Here is a 4,676-nt window from a genome sequence, read left to right on the forward strand (position 1 = left end):
AGACTCTGCAGAATCTCTGAATGCTAACACATATTTTCTAGATGCCATTTGTTATTCCTCCCTTCTTAGAATTTCTTTGATCCTATGCCTGGTTAAGTCCGAACTCTTCAACTTTTCTAATTTCAGTAGGCTCATTAACAGTTAAATTACCTATAAGCACTGCAGTATTAAACAGTTGCTCATCTGTAGCTAGTCCACTAACTGAAAACTTTTGAGAATCAACCTTTGGAGAACCATCTTCCTTTTGTCCATTCACATACTTAATTACCATTGATGACTTCATTTTTGTAGATGTTATTGCCACAAAACTCACTCCTTTCTTAACTTCTTAAATATATATATGTGTTTTCATTAATTTTTTCCTTTATCAAGTTTCATGCACTGGTAGTAGTGTCTTATAGATTCATTAATAATCTCTTAAATAATATAGATCATCTCAAATCTATATCATTTTGATAATTTTTAGAGTCAGAAAACCGTAAAAATAGCTTCTAGACACTAAAATAAAAGTATTAAGTTCTTAGGTATAGCAAGTATACTTATACATATTTTTAATAACTTTTAAACAAAGATTATTTATGGTAAAATTATGGCTATGGTAATTATTATACAAAATGATATTTAAATAACAACATTTTAAATAGTATCAAAAATTAATTGAAAGTTGAGGTGATTTAATGACTTTAAAATATACTAATAGTTTAGAGGATTGGATAGAATTTCATTATTTCTTAGATACAATTAAAAAGAATAGAATTTTTTATTTTAAATTTAGAAAAATAGCCGTATATGCAGGTTATATATATTGTCTATGTACTATATTGTACTTCCTTTCACTCATATACAAATCTTCTTTTGATATTAAGGTAATTGGTGATGTAGCTATAGGAACATTAGTAATTATTATCCTAGTTATATTATTGAATATCATAATTAAATTGGAACCTAAATTTTATTTAAGCAGAATAAAAAAAGCCTATAAACTGGCCATTGAAAAAAAACCTAATTCTATAAAAGAAAAAGTAGTGACTTTAAAATCTGATAAGTTTGTAGTTGCAGTAGATAATGATGAAAAACTTGATTTTTTAAGTAGAATAAAAAAATAATCATTCCATTATTTATGAAACGATTATTCACAATAGTTACTATATATTTTGGATAATATGTATATAAGAGACTGTAAAGTTTTTTATTTCATATGACTTAGGATATTTTAAATTTCTATGAAAAATGGAGCTAAATGTAATTATATTTATTCTTGGATATGATTAGAAAAAACATCTATTGTTATAACATAATAACACTTAAATACATATTAATTATTCAACATTCCAATCAATATGCTTCATTACCTTTGAAATAAAGTAGACACAATCACTATCAGAAAAATTTTTATTCTCTTCAAAATATATTGATTTCCCTTGTTTATCTATAAAAAGTTCCAATTCACTATCCAAATCTTTTATAAGTATAAATCCCAAAGGTGATGTTGTTTCAACAGATAAAAAATATTTAATTTCCTCAAACACCTTAGAAATTACAATATTATCTTTTAAAGTTATCTTAGGTTTTATTGTTACAGTGGCTATATATAATTTAGAACTATTTTGATTTTCTACTACATAGCGATCAGTTGATATAGTTTCTACAGTGCTTCGTGGAGTGAAACTCCTTATAAATATTGTTAAAAATAAACTTAACAATATAAATATAAATATCCTTTTTAAAAATTTCATTGGTAACCTCCTATAGAAAAGCATAAAAATTTTATTTTCATGCTTTTCTATATATTATACTTAATTGATAATTGTGTAAACCTTATTAGTTACTTGTTAATAATTTATTAAACACATTACCTAAAAAAGCTATAACAGCAACTGCTTCATCTCCAGGCCAAGGTGTAAGTAAAGTCGCTACTAAAACAAATAAAGCTAAACCTAAACTACCATATATTAATTTTGTTAAATCAAAAGTATAATCAACGCTAATTGATTCTTTTACTCGAACTTTATCAAATGGCCTTATTATAGTTGCTACTTCAACTCCCTGAATCTTTAATTCTTGTGTAAATATATTAAAACTAACTTTTCCTGAAGAAAGCTCTATCTTTTCAATTCCATTGAACATAATTTTTAATTCTTTAGTTACTGCTGATGGCAACATGTCTAGTAATATTCCTGTAGCACCTTCAAATATTTCTTGTGGATTATCCATATTAGCTATTTTCTTGGCATTTTCTGTTGATATCGGTAATGACGGCTCATCTTGAATTAATTCAGCTGAAAGACTAATTTCAAGATTATCACTTTTTAAAATAGTTTCGCTATGAGAAATATTTACATTTGCTTGTAGAGTATATGGGTCAAAGCCTAACTTATTACCTAATCCCAGATTCATAGTACGAGGAGTGGTTGATGAACCCCCAAAATATTTTATTATTTCATTTGCAATTGCTGTAGCAAAGTCATCCTGTCTATTTCTTAATAAATTAGCATCACTAGCATTACTTATAAATGCAGTTTCAACAAGTATTGCAGGCATATTAGTTAATCTTAATACTGCAAAATCTTCTTCCTTATGTCCTCTATTAGGAATTCCAAATTTATTAGCTATAGCTCGTGATACATTTCTTGATAATTCTTTATTTTTAGCATCAGCGCTTGGATAAGTATAGCACTCAGTTCCATTAGCTGCCCCCGCAAAAGAGTTAGCATGAATAGATACAAATAATGATGAACCAAGGCTATTAGCTTGCTGTGCTCTTCCTTCTAAACTTACATATGTGTCAGAAGTTCTAGAATATGCTACAGATATACCATTTTTGGTTAATATATTCCCGACTTTTTTAGATATAGATAAAACAACATCCTTCTCATTAAGTCCATTTCCTATAGCACCTGGGTCGCTTCCACCATGTCCTGGATCTATAAATACTTTTCTTGCGCCTGTTACAGGAGGTAATACTGGATCTCCATCACCAGAACCTGATGAATTGCCAGAAACTATTTCAACTTGGATACCTTCTATTGGTTGTCCAAATATTCCAGCATAATCTTCTAAACCTACTACCCATGGAAGCCATCTTCCACCTACATAAGCTCTATATTTAACATTATATCCAGATAAACCACTAATCTTCATTTGTATTCCATCTACATTTTTACCTAGAATCCCTGCATAATCACTTCTATCACTTACCCAAGGTAACCACTCTCCTCCTTGAGTATGGGTTCTGTATTGAATACTTCCTTTATCAAGATTAGCATATACTCCTTGAATTGCACTGCCCAATATTCCAGCATAATCACTTAGATTAGTTACATTAGGAAGCCATTTCCCACCTGCGTATACTTGATATGTTACATTAACATATCCATTTCCAGAACCTGATGAACTATCAGAAACTATTTCAACTTGAATTGCTTCTATTGATTGTCCATATATTCCAGCATAATCTGACTCACCTATTACCCATGGAAGCCATCTTCCACCAACATAAGCCCTATATTTAACATTGTATCCAGATAAACCACTAATCTTCATTTGTATTCCATCTACATTTTTACCTAGAATACCTGCATAATCACTTCTATCACTTACCCAAGGTAGCCAATCACCATTTTGAGTATGAGTTCTGTATTGAATACTTCCTTTATCAAGATTAGCATATACTCCTTGAATTGGTGTACCATAAATACCTGCATAATCACTTAGATTGGTTACATTAGGAAGCCATCTCCCACCCGCATATACTTGATATGTTACATTTGCCATAATAAATTCCTTCTTTCTTTTATATTTCTAACTTCTTAATCGATTAAGTCATTACATATATAAAAGAGTGATTTAAGTTAGATTTGTAAACCTAATTAGAAAATTTTTTTATTTATTTTCATTAATTTTTTCCTTTATCAAGTTTCATGCACTGATAATAGTGTCTTATAGATTCATTAATAATCTCACTGTACTGAACAACTTCGTCAGAATATAAAAATACTTTTATCTCTTCAAGCCTTTTTATGTTCTCAACCTCTATTAAATAAGTACGTCTTAAGGATTCCTTTCCACTTGAATTTAAAAGGGTTTCTTGTCTACCCATTTTCTTTTTAATCTTATTAATCTTACTAGATGCTCTGCTATGACTTGTTAAACTATAGGATTTATCCTGAGAACTATTTTCCTTTATAGCCTTAGACTTATTACTAACTTTCTTTTTCTTGGCCTCCAGGTTTTTAATATCTTCTATATCCATATAAGTGTATGGGTCATCTATATCTTCTTCATGTTTTTCTACATTCATTGAAGCCTCTTCCTTTGATAACACATAATTATCAATAGTTTTAATTGTTCCATCATTACTAAAAATTAATTTTTGATTTGCCATTTGAAAATCCTCCTTACCATGTTTTCAGCTTTTTATGTTTTTATGTTCTTGCACCCCTAAAGCATTGATATAACTAACATTAAACCTCCTAGGGATAAATAGCATTTTATAAATATATATATTTGATTTTTTCAAAAATAATTTTCTAGAATTAAATTTTCCATTCTCATCAGCAGATACTCAAGATAATAATAATTGGTGGAAGTGTCAGAAAAAAAGCGGACTAACTTTAAAAGTTGGTCCGCTTTTTTCTCACTTATTTTAAAAAATAAATACATATAGTAACTTTGAC

5 protein-coding genes are annotated in these 4,676 nt (G+C 28.8%); 1 reads left to right on the forward strand and 4 read right to left on the reverse strand.

Annotation, left to right across the window (positions count from 1 at the left end; all coding sequences use genetic code 11):
* Positions 1 to 82 precede the first annotated feature (82 nt).
* Positions 83 to 304, reverse strand: coding sequence for a DUF1659 domain-containing protein (locus B2P65_RS03005; protein WP_346847615.1), 222 nt, complete (start codon positions 302 to 304; stop codon positions 83 to 85).
* 373 nt (positions 305 to 677) lie between these two features.
* On the opposite strand from B2P65_RS03005, the gene B2P65_RS03010 reads away from it, so the two are divergent.
* Positions 678 to 1,106 (forward strand): hypothetical protein, encoded by a 429-nt coding sequence (locus B2P65_RS03010; RefSeq protein ID WP_346879565.1) that lies wholly within the window; start codon positions 678 to 680, stop codon positions 1,104 to 1,106.
* Positions 1,107 to 1,319: 213 nt separating this feature from the next.
* Here B2P65_RS03010 and B2P65_RS03015 read toward each other — a convergent pair whose 3' ends face one another.
* The 3 genes from B2P65_RS03015 to B2P65_RS03025 form a co-directional block, all read right to left on the reverse strand.
* On the reverse strand, positions 1,320 to 1,736 hold the full coding sequence (locus B2P65_RS03015; protein WP_346879566.1) for a hypothetical protein: 417 nt from the start codon (positions 1,734 to 1,736) through the stop codon (positions 1,320 to 1,322).
* An 85-nt stretch (positions 1,737 to 1,821) separates the two neighbouring features.
* A complete protein-coding gene (locus B2P65_RS03020) occupies positions 1,822 to 3,774 on the reverse strand; it encodes an N-acetylmuramoyl-L-alanine amidase (RefSeq protein ID WP_346879567.1) in 1,953 nt (650 codons plus the stop codon).
* Between the two features lie 121 nt (positions 3,775 to 3,895).
* Entirely contained in the window at positions 3,896 to 4,384 is a 489-nt protein-coding gene (locus B2P65_RS03025) for a hypothetical protein (RefSeq protein ID WP_346879568.1), read from the reverse strand.
* Positions 4,385 to 4,676 lie beyond the last annotated feature (292 nt).

The sequence above is a fragment of the Clostridium sp. UBA3061 genome, from assembly GCF_002367465.1.
GTDB classification, from domain to species: domain Bacteria; phylum Bacillota; class Clostridia; order Clostridiales; family Clostridiaceae; genus Clostridium_J; species Clostridium_J sulfidigenes.